Annotated in this window: 1 protein-coding gene; it reads right to left on the bottom strand. The window is 66.4% G+C overall.

The window, feature by feature from the left end:
- Positions 1–4 precede the first annotated feature (4 nt).
- Positions 5–238, bottom strand: a 234-nt coding sequence (locus IF11_RS0136195) for a DUF6328 family protein (RefSeq protein ID WP_037729561.1), incomplete at its 5' end; no start/stop codon positions are given.

Raw genomic sequence — 238 nt, 5'->3', positions numbered from 1 at the left:
CGGGTCATGGGTTTGGGCGGCGTAGTGCCCTCGGGAGGATGAACCACAGGCCGGTGAACATGGTGAGTGTGGCAGCCGTGATCGTGACGGCGGCGGTCAGGCCGAGGACAACATCCATGGGGAGTAGAACAACGCCGTTGAGGGCGAGGGCGAGGAAGACCAGACCGATTTCGGCGAGCCGCGCGGACAGGGCGACGATCCGGATCTTGGCGCCCCGGTGGAACAGGCCACGGTGCAG

Source organism: Streptomyces scopuliridis RB72 (genome assembly GCF_000718095.1).
In the GTDB taxonomy this organism is placed as follows: Bacteria; Actinomycetota; Actinomycetes; order Streptomycetales; family Streptomycetaceae; genus Streptomyces; species Streptomyces scopuliridis.
Note: the sequence above shows the minus strand (reverse complement) of the source record. Positions and strands in the feature narration are given on the sequence as shown.